The organism is Streptohalobacillus salinus (assembly GCF_003201605.1).
In the GTDB taxonomy this organism is placed as follows: Bacteria; Bacillota; Bacilli; order Bacillales; family Amphibacillaceae; genus Streptohalobacillus; species Streptohalobacillus salinus.
In genome coordinates, this window is record NZ_QJJR01000002.1 from 61,066 (window position 1) to 81,448 (window position 20,383).

Genomic DNA, 20,383 nt, shown 5'->3' on the forward strand with positions numbered 1-20,383 from the left:
TAGGTAGACTCTTTACATTGATAAAATGAATAGGATTAACGGCTGCCTTTAATATAAGGTTCACCATTTGCTTTAGGCGCTTCTGCCCGGCCAATAAAGCCTGCTAAAGCTAACACTGTTAGAACGTAAGGAAGAATAACTAAATAGACACTTGGGACCTCTGATAAGAAATCAAAGTTATTCCCAACGACACTAAGCGCTTGAGCAAAACCAAAGAATACGGCTGCACCTAATGCACCAAGTGGATGCCATTTACCAAAGATAACAGCAGCTAATGACATGAAACCTTGACCTGAAATCGTTGAACCTGCGAAACTAAGTGAAATCGTCAACGCATAGGTTGCACCACCTAAACCTGCAAGTAAACCAGATAAAATAACAGCGATGTAACGCATTTTTGTAACATTTATCCCATTGGTATCAGCAGCCATTGGGTGTTCACCTACAGCACGTAAGCGCAAACCAAACGTTGTCTTATACAATACGAACCAGGCAAGCACGGCAACACCAATTGCAATGTAAGAAGTAATGTATACGCCGTTAAAGAACATATCTCCAATAATCGGAATCTCTGACAAGAACGGAATGGTTTCAGTATAGAACGGTTGTGTGATTGAGTCTGTCTGTCCACGCCCGAAAATCTCACGTGTTAAGAACACCCCTAATCCTACAGCCATCATATTGATAGCAACACCACTTACAACTTGGTTTGCCCTGAATGACACTGCGGCAACTGCGTGCATAATAGAGAAAATTCCTGCTGCAATTGCACCAGCTACTAACGATAACCAAGGCGTTGCTGCCCCAAGGGTATCAGCAAAGAAAATATTAAAGACAATCCCACTGAATGCACCAATAACCATTAAACCTTCTAAACCAATATTTACAACACCTGAGCGCTCACTAAACACGCCACCGATTGCCGTGAAAATTAATGGAGCAGAATAAAATAATACCATTGGCATCATTGCGACTAATTGATCAATGAATTCCATCTTATTTCTCCCCCTTACTGAAGCGTAAAATAAGTAATCGAATCATGTAGCTTGCAGCAACGAAGAAGATAATCATTGCGATAACAATGTCTACAAGTTCAGAAGGCACACCTGAAAGTGGTGGCATGCTTAAAGCCCCAACTTTTAAAGCACCAAATAAGAAGGCTGCAATAACAACACCAGGTGCTGTATTGGCACCAAGTAAAGCAACTGCGATTCCATCAAAACCAAGGTTAGTATAAGAAGCATGTGTGTACATGTATCCAAATGTACCTATACCTTCCATTGCCCCACCGACACCAGCTAATGCACCAGAGAGCATCATTGCAAGAATAATATTACGTTTCACACTCATCCCCGCATAATTTGCTGCATTCGGGTTAAAACCAACTGCACGTAATTCAAAACCATACGTCGTTCTTTCTAAAAAGAACCAAATAAATACTGCTAAAATAATTGAGACGACAAAGCCCCAGTGAATTTGCGAATAGCCAAACATTTCTTTTAATCCTTGTGTCGATAATGACGCCGACTGAGAAATACGAGCAGATTGTGACCCGCCATCAGAAAGCACAGTTCGGATTAAATAGTTTGTTACGTGTAAAGCTATATAATTCATCATAATTGTGACAACAACTTCGTGAACACCACGTGTTGCTTTTAAAATCCCTGGTACAGCTGCCCAAATGGCACCTGCAAGCGCTGCTGCTAAAATCGCAACTGGAATATGAATAATAGCTGGTAATTCAAAAGTGACGCCGACCCAAACAGCAGCAAACCAACCAACAAAAACCTGGCCTTCTGCACCAATGTTAAACAACCCAGCACGAAAAGCAAACGCAACAGCTAAACCTGTTAACACTAGCGGAATTGTACGACGAATTGTTTCACCAACATTATACAGACTTCCAAAGGCACCTTGGAATAAAGCGCTATAGCCAGCAATTGGATTGTATCCATAAGCGATCATAATAATCGCCCCTACTAAGAAACCTAATAGTACAGATAAAATGGGTACAAGTATATTCATTTTTCTATTATCTGTCATGAGTTGTCACCCGCTTTCTGACGCGCTTCTTCTTTAGAACTCCCGGCCATCAGTAAACCAAGTTCTTGTTCATTTGTTTCTTCTGGTTTAAGTTCAGCAACAATTTGACCGTCAAACATAACGGCAATACGATCACTGACGTTCATAACTTCATCAAGTTCAAATGATACAAGTAAGACAGCGCGTCCTTTATCTCTTTCTTCAATTAAACGTCTGTGAATCGTTTCAATCGCGCCAACATCTAACCCACGTGTTGGCTGTGCTGCGATAAGTAACTCCGGTGAGCGATCGACTTCGCGTGCAATAATCGCTTTTTGTTGGTTACCACCTGATAATGCACGGGCCTTTGTCTTAGTGCCCGGCGTCCGCACATCAAATTCCTCAATTAGCTTTTCTGCATGTTTATAAATGGTGTTAAATGATAAAATTTTATTTTTAGAAAATGGTTTTTGATAATACGTTTGTAGAACCATATTTTCAGCAATCGGATAATCTAGCACTAAGCCAAATTTGTGACGATCCTGTGGAATATGTGCGACACCAGATTCTGTAACTTTACGTGGGGATAAGTGCATCAATGATTTATTGTTCAACTTAATCTCGCCGGATTCAGATTTTCTTAAACCCGTAATCGCTTCGATTAATTCTGATTGACCATTACCATCGATACCCGCAATCCCAACAATTTCACCAGATTTCACTTCTAAGTTTAAGCCTTTCACCATCATCGCTTGACGTGAATCCTTCACGTGTAAATCTTTAATAGATAATGCAACACCTTTTGGATCCGCTGGCTCTTTTTCAGTTTTAAAATTGACCTGACGTCCAACCATTAATGAGGCAAGTTCATCAACATCTGTTTCATCAACATTGACTGTGCCGATACCTTCACCTTTACGGATAACCGTGACGCGATCACTCGCTTCCATGATCTCTTTTAGTTTGTGTGTGATTAAGATGATTGAAATCCCTTCACTAACAAGCGCTTTCATTATATCCATTAATTCAATGATCTCTTGTGGTGTTAAAACAGCTGTAGGTTCATCTAAAATGATTACTTCTGCGCCACGATACAATGTTTTTAGAATTTCTGCACGTTGTTGCATCCCAACTGAAATATCTCGAACTTTTGCGTTCGGATCGACATGTAAGCCATACTTTTTAGACAGTTCGGTGATCTCTTTTTCTGCTTTTTTAATATCAACCACTGCAGCGCCTTTAGTTGGCTCACTACCTAAAATAATATTTTGGGCAACCGTGAAGGTATCAACGAGCATAAAATGCTGGTGCACCATCCCAATTCCTAAGCGATTGGCTACATTCGGATCGGTAATGTTTACTTTTTCTCCATTAACGCGAATCTCTCCTTTTTCAGGTTGGTATAACCCAAAAAGTACGTTCATTAATGTTGATTTACCAGCACCATTTTCACCTAGTAAAGCATGAATTTCGCCTTTTTTTAATTGGAGGTTGATATTATTATTTGCAACAATACCAGGAAATTCTTTTCGAATGTTTAACATTTCAATGACATAGTTTTCCAAAGTGTTTCACTCCTCGTTTGAAGGGTCTATTAAAATCACCAAATGAAAAGGGGAGAGTATCTTTCTCTTCATTTGAAGATTTTTATGGATACTAAGGGCTTTAGCCCTTAGTATCCTTTTCTTTTTATAAGTTGTCTAAAAATTCTTCTAATGCTTCATCAGTACCTGGTGCATCAACATCACCATTTACTAATTTTTCTTGCCACTCAGCAACTGCATCTGCAATTTCTTGAGTATAAGCTTCTTCGTTTGTGTCAGCGATTGAAATCGCTCCGTCTTCAATACCTAGAACTAAGTGTTCTCCACCTGGGAAATCACCATTCATTGCGCGTGTTGCAACTTCTTGTACAGCAACATCGACACGCTTAACCATTGAAGTTAACGTTACGTTACGATCGCCTTGTTGTCCTTGCTCATATTGGTCACGGTCTACACCGATAACCCATACGTTTGAATCTGGATCGTTTTCAACACGGTTACGCGCTTCCGTGAATACACCAAGACCAACAGCTCCTGATGCGTGATAAATAACATCTGCACCTGAAGAATACATGTTATTAGCAATTGAACGTCCCATACCTTCATCTGAGAATGATTCAGCATATTGGATTTGCACTTCAATCTCAGGGTTTACTGATTTCACACCAGCAACAAAACCTGATTCAAAACGTTTAATTAGCGGACTTGTAACTCCGCCAACGAAACCAACGTTATTTGTTTCTGTTTTAAGTGCAGCAGCAACACCAGCTAAGAACGAACCTTCTTCCTCAGCAAATGTTACACTTGCAACGTTGTCAGCTTCGACAACATCATCAATAATTGAGAAGTGTGTTTCTGGGTTTTGCATAGCCACTTCAGTTACTGCATTTTTAAGTTGGTAACCAACACCAAAAATTAAGTTGTAACCTTGATTTACTAAACTGTTGAAGTTTGGTAAGAAATCAGCAGCATTTTCTGATTGTGCGTAATCAAAACCAGTACCACGTTCTAGTCCGTTTTCTTCACCAAAAGCTTGAATACCTTCCCAAGCGGATTGGTTAAATGAACGGTCATCAACGCCACCTTCATCTGTAACCATTGCGACTGAAAAGTCAGAACCTGTTTCTTCATCAGTACCTTCATCTTCAGTACCTTCGTCTTCAGCTGGTTCTTCAGAACCTTGGTCGTTATTGTCATCACCTGAAGTATCATCATCAGATGAACCACACGCACCAAGTACAAGTACAGCCGCTAGCAACATAGCTAACATCAACATTAATTTGTTCTTCATTTTGTTACCCCCATTTATGGTTGAATTTTGACCGATCTGTTTTTTTTACTTTGGCGATGAACGATGCATCAATCATACCTCTACAAATTATCTGATCTTTGCCTTAACACGTGAAACTGAAATGCATCACTTTTAAAATAATTAGCTGAGTATAAAATCGGCTCGTGATCTTCTGTGTAATGCATTTGTCGAAGCAACAACAACGATTGATCTGGACGACAATTCAAAACTGCTGAAATGGTTTCATGAAAACCGATTGGCTCTATATACGTTTTCGCATAATGTATGCGCTTACCTGTATAGTTTTCAATCAACTTGAAGATTGATCCTTCGCTATGAATTGATCCAATAGGAACAAGAGCTTGATCCACTTTATCAATACAATAGACAACAGGTTCACCATCAGCTGTCCGTACCCGTTCGACCCTTGCTAATGTTTGGACGTCCAACGAGTTGAAATTTGTTAAGTCGCTTGCAGAAGGTTTAACGACTTCCGCAGCAACAAATTGTGTGCCAGGTTCTTTTCCTGCGCTTCTGATCATATCAGATACACTACCTAATTCTTCAATACCTGAAGAATGCATCGGCTTTGGATTGACAAAAACACCATTGCCTAATCGACGCGTAACCATATTCTCTTCAACTAATTGCTCTATGACTGCTTCCATAGTCGTACGTGAAACACGATATGAGGTTGCAAGTTCATAAAGAGGATGTAACCTTTCATTGGGCGGGTAAACGCCCTTTTCAATATCTTCCCTGAATCGTGAAAGCGTTTTATCGAATTCTTCACTATTGATATGCAATTCGGTCATCTTTCATCCCCCAGTAATTAAAAACAAATTGATTGGTCATTTACAATATACCACTTTCCTATAAATAAATAAACAAAAAAGTCATAAAAATCTCAGTTTCTAAGAAATTGAAAAAATTAAATTAATCTGAATATTCATCAATAAGTACCGTTCTTGGCTTTGAACCTTCATGTGGACCAACCACTCCACGTGCTTCCATCGCGTCAATTAACCGTGCAGCTCGGTTATAGCCGATTCTAAAGCGCCGCTGTAACATTGAGACGCTGGCTGTTTGCATTTCCAATACAAGTTGAACAGCTTCTTCATAATATTCATCGTCAATTTCTGAAACGGATTCATCAATTTCTTCTGGAATCATTTCTTCTTGATACTGAGCTTTTTGTTGGTCAATACAAAAATCAACAATCGCCTCAACCTCTTCATCTGACAGGAAAGCACCTTGGATCCGTGTTGGTTTTGATGCGCCTACTGGCATAAATAACATGTCGCCCCGTCCTAACAATTTTTCAGCGCCACCACCGTCAAGAATCGTGCGTGAGTCTGTCTGTGAAGATACACTAAAAGCAATCCGGGAAGGAATATTAGCCTTAATAACACCTGTAATTACATCTACAGATGGGCGCTGCGTCGCAATAATAAGGTGAATACCAGCTGCGCGTGCCATTTGCGCAAGTCGAGTGATTGCATCTTCGACATCATTGGAAGCAACCATCATTAGGTCCGCTAACTCATCAACCAGGACAACGATATAGGGTAATAGCGGTTGTTTTTCTTCTTCATCATGGATGGTTTGATTATATTTTTTCACATAATTATTGTAGCCTTCAATATTACGATTTCCCGTATCTGAAAACAAGTCATAGCGCCGCTCCATTTCACTGACGACTTTCTTCAAGGCTTGTGCAGCTTTTTTAGGATCAGTAACTACGGGGGCTAATAAATGCGGAATGCCATTATATACATTCAATTCAACTTTTTTAGGATCAATCATCATTAACTTAACTTCATGTGGTTTAGCTTGCATAAGAATATTGACGATGATTCCATTAATGCAGACACTTTTACCACTTCCCGTTGCGCCTGCAACAAGTAGATGGGGCATCTTATTTAGTTCATGTTTAATGGCTTCACCAGAAATATCACGCCCTAACACAAAGCTAAGGACATGGTTTTGTGTTGTGGAGACTGTTTCAAAGACTTCCCGCATGGTAACCATGGCAATCTCATCATTTGGCACTTCAATTCCTACCGCTGATTTACCTGGAATCGGGGCTTCAATTCGAATATCTTTCGCTGCTAGTGCTAATGCTAAATCATCATGAAGATTAACGATTTTACTTACTTTCACACCCGCTTCAGGATATACTTCATATTTCGTGACAGCTGGTCCGACATGAACACGAGTCACTTTAGCTTTGACACCAAAACTTTGGAAAGTCGCTTCTAGCTTTTTCACAACCGATTGAATTTGCCCTTTCGCTTTCGTTTGTGGTTGTTGAGTTGGTGCTTGCAATAGCGAAATTGGCGGTAACTGATAATCTTTATTTTCAACTTCAGCCGTTACCCCTGTCGTCAGTTGCTTATCGAGCGCCTCGTCTGCAGTGATGTCAGTTGCTATTTGTTGGTCAGCATTAACTGCAGGTGCCTCTGCTTTTTCTTTATTTGGATTATCAATTTCATCATGATAACTAACGGCAGTAAATGCTTCAATAACAGGCTCTTCACTTTCAGTTGTTTCTGCATTCCCTTCACCATCTGACTGATAAAGCCGTTGACTTCTTTCGATATCTTTTCTAGTTCTTTGCTCTGCTTTTTTATCTATCCATTTAGTTTTTAGAGCGGTTAAACTTCGCTTAATACGTTGTATCAACCAACTAGAAAGTTGTTGTAGATCAACATCTGCGACAAAAACAACGGCGACAATAATTAGGAATACACTTAAGAACAAGGCACCACCTAAACCTAATAGATGATACGCTACGGCGAAAAATAGCGCACCAATTATTCCGCCTCCAATTAACGTAACCGAACCTTCATCTAAATAGATTTGGTAATCTGCCCATGTCCGATTTACAATTGAAACGTCTTCTATAGCTAACAGGGCATCAAAGCGAAGGTAATGTGCTAACATTGACAGTCCAACTAATAAAAACACCAAACCTAAAAAGCGTCGAGTTAGAAACACTGGCCATTGACGTCTTATCATAATATATAAACCTAAAGCAATTAAAGTTGCAGGAATGATGAAATAAAACACACCCATTAAAAATCGATTCGTATGTAAAATAAATGAGGGCACCACACCATCACTAATTACAGCAATGCCGCTACCAAATACTGCAACCAATATAAAAAGCACACCATAGATCTCAAACATCAATGTGTGATTAGGATTCTTTTTTTTGCTTTTATTTGTTTGTTTTTTCCTCACCATATCGGCCACCCTTTCATCTACTAATGGTATTATAACACACGTACGTTCCTATGTAGACAAAAGAATCACACAGAAATAAGTGTACAACGAGCATTTCCTCATTGCACACTTAACAATCTATTTCTAATTTTGTAGCCAATTGCGATTGGATAATTCAAAAGCATCGTGTAAGGCATTTAACGCTTTATTTACATCTGTTTCTTCAATGAGAACCCAAATCGTTGTATGTGAATCTGACGATTGCAAAATATGAACACCTTTCTCATGTAAACTACGAACAATTCGGGCAGTGACACCGGGTACACCCGTCATACCCGCACCAACAACACTAACTTTAGCACAACTTGTCACAAAGGTAGGCTGATAACCTACCTGTTCAATGACCGCTACCGCTTTTACTAATAATGCTTCAGGTACCGTAAACCGTAAACCGGTTGGGAACATGTTGATGAAATCGACTGAAATACCTGCCTCAGCTAGTGATCCAAAAACGTCGTCGTGTAGTTTATCTAGAGGTTCTTTTGTCTCAATTTTAATTTGGGCAATACCCGTGATATGGGCAATTCCGGTGATTAGACGATCATTGATATCCTTTCCTTTGATGGTATCAATTGCACCCGTTACAACTGTGCCGACATGTTCAAGTTCAGTTGAACGAATGCGCAATGGCACTTTGGCTTGCATCGCAATCTCAACCGCCCGTGGATGAATGACTTTAGCTCCTTGATAGGCTAAGTTTACAATCTCGTTATATGTTACAACATCGAGTGTACGTGCTGACTCAACAATTCGTGGATCAGCGGTTTTTATTCCATCAACATCGGTAAAGATATCAACAAACGTCGCATCAATACTTGCTCCAATAGCGGCAGCCGTTGTGTCACTCCCTCCCCGACCAAGTGTGGTCACATCACCTTGTTCAGTTTGGCCTTGAAAGCCTGCAACAACTACAGCATCATGCACTTCTAATTCTTCAATCAGACGTTCCGGACGCATATCAATAATTTTCGCTTGCGTATAGTCATCGCTTGTGATGATACCCGCTTCTCTTCCGGTAAGCGCGGTTGCAGATAAGCCCAATCGTTTTAATTGGTTGGAAAAAACGACTGTTGAAATAATTTCACCACAGGCTAACAACAAGTCATGCTCACGATTAGATATGTGATGATTCGGATAATCAACAAGCTTTAATAGCGCATCTGTTGCATAAGGTTCCGGCATACGCCCCATTGCCGAGACAACAACGACAACTTTATAACCTTCCCTAATTGCTGATTGAATATGCTTAATTGCTTTTTTACGGCTAGCTTCATCCTTAACAGATGTGCCTCCGAATTTTTGTACGATTACTTCCATACTACACCTCTATTTAGTTAACCAGTTATTTTTAACGAGAGATTCAGCAATTTGCACTGAGTTCCATGCTGCTCCTTTTAATAGATTATCAGAAACAATCCACATATGGTAGCCTTTTTCGTTATCTAAATCTTTTCTGATTCTTCCGACAAAGACATCTGGAAGTCCTGCAGCGTCAAGTGGCGTTGGATAGTCTTGTGTGTCTAAGTTATCTTTTACTGTTACTCCAGGTGACTCAGCTAACAACGCTTTAATTTGATCAACAGATACGTCTTGATCTAGCTCGACATAGACACTTTCTGCATGAGAAGTGAAGATTGGTAAACGCACACAAGTTGCCGCAACAGCTACTTGGTCATCATGTAATATTTTTTTCGTTTCATTAATCATTTTCATTTCTTCAAATGTATAGCCATTTTCAGTAAAAACATCGATTTGTGGCAAGGCATTAAATGCAATGGGATAGTGTTTAGCTTCATCTTTAACAGGTAATAATTCCGCATGCATCTCCTCACCGTCTAAGAAGCTTTGTGCTTGTGATTTGAGTTCATCGATCGCTTCAGTACCTGCTCCAGAAACGGCTTGATACGTTGATACAATTACTCGATTTAAACCAAATTGATCTTTTAATGGTTTCAAAGCGGCAACCATCTGAATCGTTGAACAATTAGGATTAGCAATAATACCTTGATGGTCAGCCATGTCTGATTCATTTACTTCTGGCACAACAAGCGGCACATGTTCATCCATACGGAATGCACTAGTGTTATCAACAACCACCGCACCACGTTTAACGGCTTCAGGCGCAAATAGTTTAGATACGCCCCCGCCGGCTGAAAATAGAGCTATATCAACGTTCTCAAAACTTTCCGGTGTCGCTTCTTCAACAGTATAAATCTCATCTTTGAATTTTAAAGTTGTTCCTGCCGAGCGACTTGATGATAGTAGTTTTAGTGATTCAATGGGAAAATCCTTTTTCTCCAATGTTTCTAACATTTTTTGGCCAACTGCTCCAGTTGCCCCCATGACAGCGACGTTATATTTCTTATTATTTGACATACTAATCCCCTCTTTCGCAAGCATTATAAATTTACGTCCTATTGTAACACAAAAGTATCTAATCGTAACGTAGCTTTTAGATATTTGTGAAAATTATATTAATTCAACAGCTGCTTAATTCTGCTATAAAAAACACATCCCTTGAGGTACATGACCAAAGGTCATACTCATAAGGATGTGTTAAATTTAGTTTATTGTTTGTTTTTTTCTTGTTCTTCTAATAAGACAGCTTTACGTGATAAGTTAACGCGACCTTGACGATCAATCTCTTTAACTTTAACCATCATCTGATCGCCCTCTTTTACAACATCTTCTACATTGTTCGTGCGATCAATTTGTAATTCTGAGATATGAATTAAGCCATCTTTACCTTTGAATATTTCTGCAAAGGCTCCGAATTTTTCGATGCGCTTAATTGTTGCCATGTAAAGTTCACCGACTTTAGCTTCACGTACCATATCTTCAATAATTTTCTTCGCTTTTTCGTTCATTTCTTGATCAGTTGAAGCGATAAATACTTTACCATCTTGTTCGATGTCTATTTTCACACCTGTTTCATCAATAATTTTATTGATGTTTTTACCACTTGGCCCAATAACATCACGAATCTTATCAGGTTTAATCATCATTGTGATAATTTTCGGTGCATGCTCAGATAGTTCTTTTTTCGGTTCGTTAATGACCTCGATCATATGATCTAAAATGTGAATACGACCAATTTTAGCTTGTTCCAGTGCTTCTTGTAGAATGTCACGTGATAAGCCATCAATTTTAATATCCATCTGTAATGCTGTTACCCCTTTAGCAGTACCAGCCACTTTAAAGTCCATATCACCTAAGAAATCTTCCATCCCTTGGATGTCACTTAGCACCGTATAATCGTCACCTTGTTTAACAAGACCCATTGCAATCCCTGCAACTGGTGCTTTAATCGGTACACCTGCAGCCATCATTGCAAGTGTTGATGCGCAAATACTTGCTTGTGACGTTGAACCATTAGATTCTAATACTTCTGATACTAAACGAATCGTGTATGGGAAGTCTTCCGCTGATGGTATTACTTTTTCTAAGGCACGCTCACCTAAAGCACCGTGACCAATTTCACGACGACCTGGTCCACGGATTGGACCTGTTTCCCCAACACTAAACGACGGGAAGTTATAGTGGTGCATAAAGCGCTTAGATTCCTCTAAGTCAAGACCATCTAAGATTTGCACATCACCTAATGCACCCAGTGTACACACACTTAATGCTTGTGTTTGTCCACGTGTGAATAAACCTGAACCGTGTGTACGCGGAAGAATATCAATGCGTGATGTTAACGGGCGGATTTCATCCGGACGACGACCATCGGGACGTAATTTCTCTTGTGTGATAAGGCGACGTACTTCACCTTTTACCATACTATCTAAAATATCTTTGACTTTTTTGATGGTTGCATCATCTGCTTCATTTTCTTCATAGCTAGCAACGATATCTTTTTTCACAGCATCAATCGCTTGTTCGCGCGCCTGTTTTTCATTGATTTGAACAGCTTCATCAATTCTTGATTTTGCTGATACGTTAAGCGCTGCTTGAAGCTCTTCATCTAAATTAAATAATTTTACTTCCATTTTTTCTTTACCAACAGCTTGGTAGATTTCTTCTTGGAATGCCACTAAACGTTTGATTTCTTCATGTCCAAACATAATTGCCTCTAACATAACATCTTCAGGAACTTCATCAGCGCCTGCCTCTACCATGTTAATTGCTTCTTTTGTGCCTGCAACAGTTAAGTCAATATCGCTTTGTTCACGTTGGTCAATTGTAGGGTTAATGATAAATTCTCCGTCAATACGGCCTACAACAACACCTGCAATCGGTCCTGCAAAAGGAATATCAGAGACGCCAAGTGCGATTGATGAACCAATCATTGCCGCGATGTCAGAAGGTGCATCTTGCTCCACACTCATGACCATGCTGATCACTTGGACGTCATTACGGAAGCCGTCTGGGAATAGCGGACGAATTGGACGGTCAATTAAACGAGAGGTAAGTGTTGCTTTTTCACTTGGACGACCTTCACGTTTAATAAATCCACCTGGGATTTTACCAACAGCATAGCGACGTTCCTCATAACTCACCATTAACGGAAAGAATGGTAAATCTTTAGGTTCTCTCGACCCTGTAGCTGTCGTTAATACCGATGTATCTCCGTAATGAATCATACATGCCCCATTGGCCTGTTTTGCAAGTTCTCCAACTTCAACAATAAATGGTTTGCCTGCAATTTCAGTTTTGAACGTTTGTTTGTTTGACATATAAATTAAAACCCCTCTCGATTTTACACATAATCATTTTATGTGTAATCAATATAATGATACCTGTCTTAACCTCATCTATCCGATTGCATTCGTGTTTTCATCTTGCTCCATCCTGATCAAAGCGAACAATGAGTTATTCGCTTTGATCAGAATCGAGCGCAAGGACAATAGTGATTAAGACAAGTATTTAGACATATAGAAAAAGCGGGATATTATCCCGCTTGTTTTCTACGTTTAGCGACGTAAGCCTAATTTTTCAATAACTTGACGGTAACGTGTAACGTCTTTGTTACGAAGATACGTTAGTAAATTACGACGTTTCCCAACCATTTTCAATAATCCACGACGTGAGTGGTGATCCTTTTTGTGAATACGTAAGTGATCATTTAAACTATTGATTTCTGCAGTTAGGACAGCGATCTGAACCTCTGGAGATCCGGTATCGTTTTCGTGTGTTTTAAACTCATTAATGAGTTCATTTTTACGTTCTTGTGAAATAGCCATCCTTTTCACCTCCTATAAGTCTTAAGTAAACCCCAATCCCCGAGCAAACGTTGGAGAATCGTTTTGCCAAGATGATGGTTTCCACTTGTTAGAATAACCTTTTTTCAAATAAAAAGCAAGGGTTCTCGCTCAGTTTATTTAAAAGTTGTTGGTTAACAACTGATTAATATAATTGCCTAATCTCAATTTCATCTTGTCTAATCTGATCGATTAAAGGGTCAACCCCAGAAAACTTTAACTCAGGACGAATAAATTGATGCCAAGCAATCGCTAGCGATTTTCCATACAAATCAGCTTTGTAATCCAGAAAATGCACTTCAAGTTTTACATCTAAGAGCTCATCTTCAAACGTTGGATTATAGCCCAAATTCGCCATCCCATGAATAACTTCACCGTCAATCTCAGCTGTCACATAATAAACACCCGTTCGTGGCAACGCCTGTTGTGGTTCCACTTCGATGTTTGCTGTTGGATAACCAATTGTTCGCCCACGTTTATGACCATGTACAACTTTTCCGTTTGTTCTGAGCGGACGTGTTAATAAATTTTTTGCTTCTTTCACATTGCCATCCTTTAGCATTCGGCGAATTCTGGTAGATGAAACCTTCTCATTTCTTTCTGAGAACTTTTCAACAATCGTTACACTAAAACGATCTTGACTATCGTCAACGAGTGTATGTATATTCCCTCTCCCCATATGGCCATAACTAAAGTCAAAACCACAGATAAGATGTTTGACATTGAGGTCTGCAATAAAGCGATCAACAAAGATTGAGGGAGATAGTTTAGCTAAAGCGATATCGAAAGAAACCACATACAAAATATCTACCCCGAGCGCTTTAAAAATCGCTTCTTTCTCTTGCATAGAGGTTAAGTAAGAGACCGCACCTTTATCGTTCGCCAATACTTCCTTAGGATGCGGATTAAATGTCATAACTGCTGTCTTTAATTGATTATCTTCAGCTATCATTTTCGCTTGTTTAATGACTTGTTGGTGACCAAGATGTACACCATCAAAAAAACCGATTGCCATTGCTGATGCGGCTTCTGGCTTCGTTAAACCTTCACTAGTAAGTGATATCACTTTCATTATGTTACCTCCCGGCAATTAAACTTTTTTAAGTAAGATTAAATCCACGCATCGACTTGATAAGCGCGCGGTCTTCTGGATGGCTTTGATATATTGCTAATAATCGGTCTTCATTTAGCACAACATACGGTTGATCGTCTTGCCAACCTTCAGGTTTTTCTAATTTTTGCCCATATTCGACCCGTTGTCGTAAATCACCTGACACTTGATAGACTGGAAGATGACGAAGACCATCCATAACCGGTAGCAACGCTGTCTCAATGTCCCCGTTCGCTTTTAATTGTGAAAGTTGTTCAAATGTAACCGCATCTTCAAGCTTAAAGGTCGCAACTTGTGTTCGAACCAGATGTGACATATGCGCAGGGTAGCCAAGCGTTGTACCAATGTCTTTTGCTAGCGTTCGAATATAAGTACCTTTTGAAACAGTTGCTTCAATTTTAAAGGTAACTGTACCCATTGATTGGACTAGACTATCTTCAATAAGGTGAAGTGCATATATATGAACGTGACGTAACGGACGTTCAACTGGTATGTTATTTCTCGCATACTCATACAACTTTTTTCCATTCACCTTTACTGCAGAATAGAGTGGTGTCACTTGGGTGATTTCTCCGTTAAAGAGCGCTAAAGCTGCTTCGACCATTGCAACAGTCATTGGCTTATCGACGGTCTGTTTGTCAATAACTTTCCCGGTTTGATCTTCGGTATCTGTTGCAACACCAATCGTTACCTCTGCTTGATAGGTCTTTTTTGTATCGGTCAAATACGGCACAATCTTTGTTGCTTCTCCAATACAAATTGGCAACACCCCTCGCACTTCTGGATCAAGTGTTCCGGTATGTCCTACTTTTTTTGTTTGAAACAATCGACGTAACATCATGACACAGTCATGCGATGTTTTACCGATGGGTTTATCCAAATTTACAATTCCATGCATGAAACAATCCACCTCCCTATCCTCACAGAAGAAAACCCCTGTCTATTCAAGCACAAGGGTTGTTTGGTTAGTTATTCTTCGTTATTCGTATTTAAGTCACGCAACAAACTCTCAATTCGATTACCCGTTTCAATTGATTCATCAATTTCAAAAAAGAGTTCTGGGGTTTTTCTTAAGCGGATACGATTGCCTATTTCTGAACGAATAAAACCTTTCGCTTTTGATAGACCTTTTAAAGTATCTTGCTTTTCGTTTTCTTCACCTAAAATCGTCAAATAGACCGTTGCTTGTTGTAAGTCCCCGGTCACTTCAACATCAGTAATCGTAACAAACCCTACGCGAGGATCTTTTATTTTTCTAGTTAAAATGTCTCCAAGTTCTTTTTTCATTTGTTCCGCCACACGATTAGCGCGCATTTCACTCATTAAAAATCACCTCTTTATTCTCCCATAGTAAATGAATTAACCCAGCCATTGTTTGTGAATGTTTGTTACTTCAATTGTAGATTCGTGATCCAGCTTGTGAATGGCTTGATCAATCAATCGTTCGCACTGAATAGAAGACTGCGATATTGATGTCACACCAATCATGGTTCGCTGCCACAAATCTTGAAAATCGAGCTCAGCAGCAGCGAGATTAGGTTCATCTAATTGATGAAGGATCCGTTTTAATACAGATCGTTTTTCCTTTAATGATTGGGCATCATATATCATACATTCTACTTCAGCATATAAGATCATTTACGTTCGATTTCTTCCATGACAAAGCACTCAAAAATGTCGCCTTCTTTGATATCGTGGAAGTTTTTCAACGTGATTCCACACTCATAGTTTGTTTGAACCTCTTTCACATCATCTTTAAAACGTTTAAGTGTATCGATTTCACCTTCAAAGACGACAACGCCATCACGAATCACACGGACTCCTGCGTCACGTGTAATCTTTCCTTCGATAACGTAACTACCAGCAATAGTACCAATTTTAGATACTTTGAATGTTTCACGAACTTCAGCTTGACCAATAACTTTCTCTTGGAATTCTGGATCCAACATCCCTTTCATTGCCGCTTCAATCTCATCAATTGCTTTATAAATAATACGGTGTAGACGGACATCGACTTTTTCTGTTTCTGCTGCTTTTTTCGCATTGTTATCAGGACGAACGTTGAATCCAATCACAATCGCGTTAGAGGCAGAGGCTAGAATAATGTCTGACTCAGTAATTGCACCCGCACCTGTATGAATAATGTTGACTTTGACACCTTCCACATCAATCTTACGTAACGACGCCGCAAGTGCTTCTGCTGAACCTTGAACATCAGCTTTTAAAATAATGTTGATATCTTTAATATCACCCTGCTTAATTTTTTCAAATAAATCTTCAAGGCTAACACGTGACTGATCACCACGACGTGCTTCTAATTGTTTTTGTTGACGGAGTTCACCGATTTGACGTGCAGTTTTCTCATCTTCAAAGACAACGAAACGGTCTCCCGCTTGAGGAACATGGTTAAGTCCGGTGATTTCTACTGGCATTGATGGGCCTGCCTTTTTAACACGACGACCGACATCACTAACCATTGCTCGAACACGACCAAATGTGTGACCAACAACAATTGGATCACCCACACGTAACGTCCCGTTTTGGACAAGTAGAGAAGCTGTTGGGCCACGGCCTTTATCTAATTCAGCTTCGATAACTGTACCATCAGCAAGACGATTTGGATTGGCTTTGAGTTCTTCTACTTCAGCAACAAGAAGGATCATCTCTAAAAGCTCATCAATTCCTTCACCTTGTAATGCCGACATGTTAACAAAGATCGTATCTCCACCCCATGCCTCAGCAACTAATTGATATTCTGTCAATTCTTGCATAACACGATCAGGGTTCGCACCCTCTTTATCCATTTTATTTACTGCAACAATAATGGGTACTTCGGCTGCTTTTGCATGGTTGATGGCTTCAATCGTTTGTGGCATAACACCATCATCTGCAGCAACAACGAGGATCGCAATATCAGTTACTTGTGCACCACGTGAACGCATGCTAGTAAAAGCTGCATGGCCTGGTGTATCCAAGAAGGTAATCTTCTTTTTATCTTCAGTTTTAATTTGGTAAGCACCGATATGTTGCGTAATACCGCCTGCTTCACCTTCAGTGACACGGGTATTACGAATCGAGTCCAGCAATGTTGTTTTACCGTGATCTACGTGGCCCATAATGGTAACAACCGGTGGACGTTCAGATAAATCACTATCTTTATCTTTCTCGATATATTGTAGTAAGTCAGACTTCAATACTTCTTCTTCTTTCTTAGCAACCATGCCAAATTCATTAGCAACCATTGCAATCGTATCATCATCCAAATCTTGATTTTTGTTAGCCATTACACCTGCAAACATCAACTTTTTAATCAGTTCTTTTGTAGGTCTTCCGACTTTTTCAGCTAATTCGTTCACAGTTAGTGAACCAGTATAATGTAAAACTTTTCTATTGTCTTCAACAGCTTCTGTTTCATCAGCTGCTTGTTCTTCATCGCTACCTGCTTGATTAACATCAAATAGTTCATCTAACTGTGCGATCTCTTCATCCGTAATCGTAGACATGTGATTTGAGACATCACTTCCTAATTCAATTAATGTATTTACGACTTCTTTACTTGAAACATTGTGTTGTTTGGCATATTCATATACTCTTACTTTAGCCATACAGTCACCTCCGGGTTATTTTTGGTCTATCAAACTAGCTATCTTTTTTGCAAAACCTTCATCTAAAACCGCCACTGCTACACGTCCAGATTTACCAATCGCAATCGATAGTGAATCACGGTCACAAATAATTTTATAATCAACCTCATAAAATTTACACTTGTCTGTTAGTTTCTTATGTGTTTGATACCCTGTGTCTTCAGCGATCAAAACTAGTTTTGCTTCATTACGTTTAATGTCTTTTATAATTTGGTCTTCACCAAGCGATAATCGCCTTGCGCGCATCGCGAGGCCCAACATACTTAAATATTTTTGTTGATTACTCAATGGTCTCACCTAGAATGACCTTCTTTAGGTCTTGATAAATCTGACCTGGATTTTCTACTTTTAAATGACGCTCTAATAAATGGTCTTCTTCGGCTTTACTTACTAATGCTAAATCTTTTGACACATAGGCACCACGGCCGTTTTTCTTACCGGTCGGATCGACAAATACCTGTCCTTCTTTTGTCCGCACGATTCGAATCAGGTCATGTTTTTCTTTCATTTCATTGGAAAGAATACATTTTCTAAGTGGAAGTTTTTTATTTTTTTTCGGCATAAAACTTTCCTCCTTAGTTAAATAAATCGTCTGTGTCATCAAACAACGGCTCTGCTTCAACAGCTGTTGAAGTGTCCACTTGTTCATAAAGACCTAATTCTTTAGCATCCGTTGCACTTTTAATATCAATCTTCCAACCGGTTAACTTAGCTGCTAACCGTGCGTTTTGCCCGCGTTTACCAATTGCAAGTGATAATTGATTATCCGGCACAATAACAGTTGTTGCTTTCTCTTCTTGGTGAATGATGACATGATCAACTTTAGATGGACTAAGTGCATTTGAAACATAGACAACTGGATCATTTGAATATTCAACGATATCAATCTTTTCGCCCTTAAGCTCATCAACAACCGTTTGTACACGTTGCCCTTTTTGCCCAACACAAGATCCGACCGGGTCAATATCTGAATCAGCAGCATATACTGATATCTTAGAACGATCGCCTGCTTCACGCGCAACGGATTTAATTTCTACTGTGCCATCATAAATTTCAGGCACTTCTGTTTCAAACAAACGTTTAAGTAAACCAGGATGTGAACGTGAAACGAACACTTGTGGCCCTTTGTTGGTGTTTTCTACTTTAGTTACCAGCACTTTAATGCGGTCATGAACATGATATTCTTCCGTTGGCATTTTTTCTGCTTCTGGTAATTTCGCTTCGACTTTACCGAGATCAATGTAAACAAACCGAGGATCGATCCGTTGAATAATGCCATTCATGATATCTTCTTCACGATCAATATACTCCCCATAAATCACACTGCGTTCAGCTTCGCGCACACGTTGTGTTACCACTTGCTTAGCTGCTTGAGCTGCAATTCGACCAAAGTCACGTGGTGTCACTTCAACTTCTACCACATCACCAACAACATAGTTTGGATCTAGCTCTTTAGCTTTTGTAATACTTAACTGTTGTTGTGGATCTTCGACTTCTTCAACAATCTCTTTACGTGAGAGTACTTTCATTGCACCAGATTCTTCGTTCAAATCTACACGAACGTTTGATGCTGATTTAAAGTTTTTCTTATAAGCAGAAATTAACGCTGCTTCTAACGCTTCAATTAATAAGTCTTTGTCGATGCCTTTTTCTTTCCCTAAATGATTAATGGCATCAAATAGCTCTTTACTCACAATAGTTCCCCCTTTAGTTAAACGATACCGCTAGTCGAGCCTTGGCCATCTTTTTATACGGTATTTCTATCGTTTTTGTACGTGCTTTATCCTTGTATTCGATTGTTGCAACTTCTTCATTGCTAAAAGCAACTAACTGACCTTCAATTGCTTTCATGCCACCTATTGGCTCATATAATTTGATATGCACATGCGATCCCACAAACTTTGTAAAATCTGCCGTTTTTTTAAGTGGACGTTCGGCTCCTGGTGAGGATACTTCTAAATAATACATGTCTTTAATCGGGTCTGTTTCGTCTAATTTTTCACTTAATAACTCAGATACACGTCCACACTCTTCAATATCAACGCCACCTTCTTTATCAACAAACACACGAAGATACCAACTCTTACCTTCTTTCACATATTCTACATCAACAAGTTCGAGGTTTAATTCTTCCATAATTGGTTGCACCAATTGTTCTGTTTGTTCAACTACGTTATTAGCCATACAATCGCCTCCTATCAAAAGCGTAAATTTCGTCAGATCTCATTTGTTTGTTTAACTTCTGTTGTTGCTCTTTAAGCAATGTTAAATCCCTTGCCAAT

19 protein-coding genes are annotated in these 20,383 nt (G+C 39.4%); all 19 read right to left on the reverse strand.

From position 1 onward, the window contains the following. Positions 1-35 precede the first annotated feature (35 nt). Positions 36-995: an ABC transporter permease gene (locus tag DES38_RS01725; protein WP_110250359.1), complete on the reverse strand. Its 960-nt coding sequence runs from the start codon at positions 993-995 to the stop codon at positions 36-38. A 1-nt stretch (position 996) separates the two neighbouring features. Further along, positions 997-2,043 carry an ABC transporter permease gene (locus DES38_RS01730; protein WP_110250360.1) on the reverse strand — a complete coding sequence of 349 codons (1,047 nt, stop codon included), beginning with the start codon at positions 2,041-2,043 and terminating at the stop codon, positions 997-999. After that, on the reverse strand, positions 2,040-3,566 hold the full coding sequence (locus DES38_RS01735; RefSeq protein WP_110250609.1) for an ABC transporter ATP-binding protein: 1,527 nt from the start codon (positions 3,564-3,566) through the stop codon (positions 2,040-2,042). The genes DES38_RS01730 and DES38_RS01735 overlap by 4 nt, the downstream gene beginning before the upstream one ends. 145 nt (positions 3,567-3,711) lie before the next feature. After that, on the reverse strand, positions 3,712-4,857 hold the full coding sequence (locus DES38_RS01740) for a BMP family lipoprotein (protein ID WP_110250361.1): 1,146 nt from the start codon (positions 4,855-4,857) through the stop codon (positions 3,712-3,714). Between the two features lie 80 nt (positions 4,858-4,937). After that, positions 4,938-5,672, reverse strand: coding sequence for a GntR family transcriptional regulator (locus tag DES38_RS01745; RefSeq protein WP_110250362.1), 735 nt, complete (start codon positions 5,670-5,672; stop codon positions 4,938-4,940). A gap of 121 nt (positions 5,673-5,793) precedes the next feature. Beyond that, positions 5,794-8,106, reverse strand: a complete 2,313-nt coding sequence (locus tag DES38_RS01750) for a DNA translocase FtsK (RefSeq protein WP_110250363.1) — start codon at positions 8,104-8,106, stop codon at positions 5,794-5,796. A 123-nt stretch (positions 8,107-8,229) separates the two neighbouring features. Further along, entirely contained in the window at positions 8,230-9,462 is a 1,233-nt protein-coding gene (gene dapG, locus DES38_RS01755) for an aspartate kinase (protein ID WP_110250364.1), read from the reverse strand. A gap of 9 nt (positions 9,463-9,471) precedes the next feature. Next, entirely contained in the window at positions 9,472-10,521 is a 1,050-nt protein-coding gene (locus tag DES38_RS01760) for an aspartate-semialdehyde dehydrogenase (RefSeq protein ID WP_110250610.1), read from the reverse strand. A 191-nt stretch (positions 10,522-10,712) separates the two neighbouring features. Then, complete coding sequence (gene pnp / locus DES38_RS01765) at positions 10,713-12,821, reverse strand: polyribonucleotide nucleotidyltransferase (protein WP_110250365.1); 2,109 nt, start codon at positions 12,819-12,821, stop codon at positions 10,713-10,715. A 237-nt stretch (positions 12,822-13,058) separates the two neighbouring features. Next, the gene (rpsO, locus tag DES38_RS01770; RefSeq protein ID WP_110250366.1) at positions 13,059-13,328 is read right to left on the reverse strand and encodes a 30S ribosomal protein S15; all 270 of its coding nucleotides are present in this window, start codon (positions 13,326-13,328) and stop codon (positions 13,059-13,061) included. A 163-nt stretch (positions 13,329-13,491) separates the two neighbouring features. Further along, entirely contained in the window at positions 13,492-14,418 is a 927-nt protein-coding gene (locus tag DES38_RS01775; protein ID WP_110250367.1) for a bifunctional riboflavin kinase/FAD synthetase, read from the reverse strand. Positions 14,419-14,446: 28 nt separating this feature from the next. Then, positions 14,447-15,355 (reverse strand): tRNA pseudouridine(55) synthase TruB, encoded by a 909-nt coding sequence (gene truB / locus DES38_RS01780; protein ID WP_110250368.1) that lies wholly within the window; start codon positions 15,353-15,355, stop codon positions 14,447-14,449. Between the two features lie 71 nt (positions 15,356-15,426). Beyond that, a complete protein-coding gene (rbfA, locus tag DES38_RS01785; protein ID WP_110250369.1) occupies positions 15,427-15,780 on the reverse strand; it encodes a 30S ribosome-binding factor RbfA in 354 nt (117 codons plus the stop codon). A gap of 36 nt (positions 15,781-15,816) precedes the next feature. Then, on the reverse strand, positions 15,817-16,095 hold the full coding sequence (locus tag DES38_RS01790) for a DUF503 domain-containing protein (RefSeq protein WP_110250370.1): 279 nt from the start codon (positions 16,093-16,095) through the stop codon (positions 15,817-15,819). Beyond that, entirely contained in the window at positions 16,092-18,062 is a 1,971-nt protein-coding gene (infB, locus tag DES38_RS01795; protein ID WP_110250371.1) for a translation initiation factor IF-2, read from the reverse strand. The genes DES38_RS01790 and infB overlap by 4 nt, the downstream gene beginning before the upstream one ends. Positions 18,063-18,077: 15 nt before the next feature. Next, positions 18,078-18,389: a YlxQ family RNA-binding protein gene (locus tag DES38_RS01800; RefSeq protein WP_110250372.1), complete on the reverse strand. Its 312-nt coding sequence runs from the start codon at positions 18,387-18,389 to the stop codon at positions 18,078-18,080. Then, positions 18,382-18,663: an RNase P modulator RnpM gene (gene rnpM, locus DES38_RS01805; RefSeq protein WP_110250373.1), complete on the reverse strand. Its 282-nt coding sequence runs from the start codon at positions 18,661-18,663 to the stop codon at positions 18,382-18,384. The genes DES38_RS01800 and rnpM overlap by 8 nt, the downstream gene beginning before the upstream one ends. Before the next feature lie 13 nt (positions 18,664-18,676). Further along, positions 18,677-19,795: a transcription termination factor NusA gene (nusA, locus tag DES38_RS01810; RefSeq protein WP_110250374.1), complete on the reverse strand. Its 1,119-nt coding sequence runs from the start codon at positions 19,793-19,795 to the stop codon at positions 18,677-18,679. 13 nt (positions 19,796-19,808) lie between these two features. Beyond that, positions 19,809-20,285 carry a ribosome maturation factor RimP gene (rimP, locus tag DES38_RS01815; RefSeq protein ID WP_110250375.1) on the reverse strand — a complete coding sequence of 159 codons (477 nt, stop codon included), beginning with the start codon at positions 20,283-20,285 and terminating at the stop codon, positions 19,809-19,811. Positions 20,286-20,383 lie beyond the last annotated feature (98 nt).